Source organism: Priestia sp. P5_B4, assembly GCF_056400385.1.
In genome coordinates, this window is the sequence record NZ_JBFULJ010000518.1 from 1 (window position 1) to 2,695 (window position 2,695).

A 2,695-nucleotide genomic window follows, 5' to 3' on the forward strand; every position below is an offset into this window, starting at 1 on the left:
CTGCTTCGTAAAACGATGCAGTATGCGTTTGCCAATTTAGCTGATAAAGGAATGGAATTAGAAAAAAAGCTAAAACAGCTTCACGTCGATTCAGATCCTATTATCAAAGGTTTCGTTGGCCGTTCACGCCTTCAGCAATTTTTGACCGTCTTTACCGCCATTAATTATTACGCCAAGCATTTGGTAGCTTCTTCTACTAGAAACGAGGCTTTTTATAAGGAAGCAGAATTTCATGGCGTAGTAAAGGAAGTCGAAGAGAAAGTGGCARGTAACTTCACTCAGCTTGCAAAAGCGTTGCGAGGAGAGCGAGGAACGTATGTATACACGCTTGAAGATGTAAGACAAAAGATTGAACAATCTTTAGATTATTTTGATACGTCCGTTCAATCAAGAAATTTACAGCATCTTCAGCTGCTGCATAACATTTATTACGTATGGAAAATCAATCAATCGGTTGTTCATTTAGCCAAAGAGCTGGGAGCAGAAGAAATAAGCAGTGAAGATTAAAACCAGCGAATATTTCGCTGGTTTTTTAGTCTGATGAATAAGGAGACGTATCTTTTCTAATCGTTCTCCACGTCGTTTTAAGACCGGCATAGCTGCCAATTGCGGCGTATCCATAAAAATATCCCATAAACAACCCGGCAATAATATGATGAGGATGACTGATAAATACTGAAAAAAGCACGCCAACAGCTAAAGCAATAGTCGGAACGTACTGCTTTTTAGGATGGAAAAGCCATTTGATCAGCTGTGTCACGATTAATACGACAGGAACACCAATGACTGCGTCCCAAAAATTTGTATGAATTGTAGGGAAATCCATATTCAAGCACCTCGTTAAATGTGTTAGATGTAAGGTTATCTATGCTGCTTACCTTAAAACACTTCAATTAGTTATGAGGTGCTCCAGGTGAATAGTAGTAAGGCGGAATTTTAAGCCAGCCTTTTTGCTGCATCAGACTTTTCACTTTTGATCCTAATATAACCTTTTCAGTGTGGAATTTTAGCCACATCAATCCAATATCGGTTCTAATAGACTGTCCCATATTCGTGCTGCACATGACGATATTAGAAGCAATTTTTACAGATATTAAGTTAGCAATTTCAGAATCCGTTGCTTTTGCTCCTAATGGAATGCTGTTAGGGTCGGATTTCGGCTTGGTAGCCGGTATTTCAGGAAGCATAATTCCTTCTTTAACCATTAATTTTTTTAGTGTATCAATCTGAGATTCAGCCAGGTTTTTTGAGTCTTGAGTAAGCTTAAGTAGTTCGCTGTTAGTTGTTGTATTAAGACAGGTTTCTAAGGCAGGTATTTCTTCCGCTAAAGCAGTGAAATATAGCCAGCATCCCATAGCCTCACCAATATGTGGGGGAGGGGGCGAATCATCTGTAGAAGAGTTTTTTATATAATCAAGTAGTGTCTCAATGACGTTAATCATAACTTTTCACCCTTTATATAGTTTATGCTTCTTCATTATTGCCTTCAGCAGAAAAGTATAAACACAGCTAAGAAATGTTACATATAAAATTGATTATGATGAGTGGAAGAAAAAGACTCTCACGCAGTAACTTATAATGATGACAGTACATTTACTATCACCAAATTTAAAGTTATAAAAATTGCGGCAATGCGTAATAAATATGCTGGTTCTAGAAAATGAAGTAAATAGAAAAAAACTCCTTGCTTATCAAGGAGTTTTTTTAGCAGGTGTATTATATCGTTTTTCTCCTATGCTCTCTCCATAAAGAAGTTAATTCCTCTGACCAATATTTATAATCAAATACTGTTATATTTTTGCTAGGCATAAAAACATTCAACAGCCAATTAACCCTTAATTTGTCTCTGATGCCTATCGTTTTATCATTTTTACAGCAGCCTTCATCACAAGGTTTATCGTGTATCTTGTAAGGAATATTTTTAACAACTAATCCATTTTTCACACGTTTTGTGTACTCAATTCCTATAATCAAATATATCACTCCTCACAGTAACTCTTATCTTCATAATCATATGTCTGAATGACTGCTTTAATGAAAAGGTAAGAAGGGAGGAAGACAAAATAAAAAAGCCCTGTTGTAGGGCTTTTTTATTAAGCAACTTTTGATGCAACGACAATTACTTTACCGTGGTCTAATTCTTCTTCATAGCGTTCAGCTTCCGGCTGTGATAATCCTAATGAACGCATTTTGGCACGAAGCTCGTCTCCTCGAGAACGAAATACATTCGCAATCGCATCAAAAACACCTTGTTCAGAAAGACCGATATTGTTTGTATTTGTTGCAGCTGTTAAATCCTCGGAGCGATCTTGATGGTGTGCAAGTAAATAAACTTCGTCTTTTGTAAATCCTTCACGCAAAAATTGTTCAATTGTATCTTTTGCCTGTACACCATTTTCAACTACTTTTACATTTACCATTTCCAAAAACCTCCTTGTATGATAGACAACTTTCTCGAATACGTTGAGTAATGAAGAGAAGCTTAAGTAACTTATCTCCTTGGTTTGTGTATACACGTTATTGGAAGAGATAAAACCTATTTTCTGAAATTGAGTTAAAAAGCCTAACATAGGAGAAGGGAAAGCAGCGCTGTTATTTTTGAGGAGAATCCTGTGAAGGATAAGCGGGAAGAAGCTTTAGTTAGCCTTTTTCCTGCATCTTTTTTTTTTTGACCTTTTAAGGTACAGTACAAACT

The 2,695-nt window shown here is 36.5% G+C and carries 4 protein-coding genes and 1 pseudogene; 1 reads left to right on the forward strand and 4 read right to left on the reverse strand.

Annotated elements, in window-relative coordinates:
* A pseudogene (locus tag AC1DRF_RS22260) lies at positions 1–507 on the forward strand (FUSC family protein); the annotation flags it as partial.
* 25 nt (positions 508–532) lie between these two features.
* Here the strand turns inward: AC1DRF_RS22260 and AC1DRF_RS22265 are convergent.
* The 4 genes from AC1DRF_RS22265 to AC1DRF_RS22280 form a co-directional block, all read right to left on the reverse strand.
* Positions 533–826 carry a hypothetical protein gene (locus AC1DRF_RS22265; RefSeq protein WP_025752303.1) on the reverse strand — a complete coding sequence of 98 codons (294 nt, stop codon included), beginning with the start codon at positions 824–826 and terminating at the stop codon, positions 533–535.
* Positions 827–893: 67 nt separating this feature from the next.
* On the reverse strand, positions 894–1,442 hold the full coding sequence (locus AC1DRF_RS22270) for a DUF3231 family protein (RefSeq protein WP_043982350.1): 549 nt from the start codon (positions 1,440–1,442) through the stop codon (positions 894–896).
* 274 nt (positions 1,443–1,716) lie between these two features.
* Positions 1,717–1,974, reverse strand: a complete 258-nt coding sequence (locus AC1DRF_RS22275) for a hypothetical protein (RefSeq protein ID WP_060745700.1) — start codon at positions 1,972–1,974, stop codon at positions 1,717–1,719.
* A gap of 119 nt (positions 1,975–2,093) precedes the next feature.
* Positions 2,094–2,420: a YflT domain-containing protein gene (locus tag AC1DRF_RS22280; RefSeq protein ID WP_013056955.1), complete on the reverse strand. Its 327-nt coding sequence runs from the start codon at positions 2,418–2,420 to the stop codon at positions 2,094–2,096.
* Between the last annotated feature and the right edge of the window lie 275 nt (positions 2,421–2,695).

What these genes read in the sequence shown, in the direction of transcription:
- AC1DRF_RS22265 (WP_025752303.1), bottom strand. Translation starts at nt 826, where the DNA reads ATGGATTTCCCTACAATTCATACAAATTTTTGGGACGCAGTCATTGGT.
- AC1DRF_RS22270 (WP_043982350.1), bottom strand. Translation starts at nt 1,442, where the DNA reads ATGATTAACGTCATTGAGACACTACTTGATTATATAAAAAACTCTTCT.
- AC1DRF_RS22280 (WP_013056955.1), bottom strand. Translation starts at nt 2,420, where the DNA reads ATGGTAAATGTAAAAGTAGTTGAAAATGGTGTACAGGCAAAAGATACA.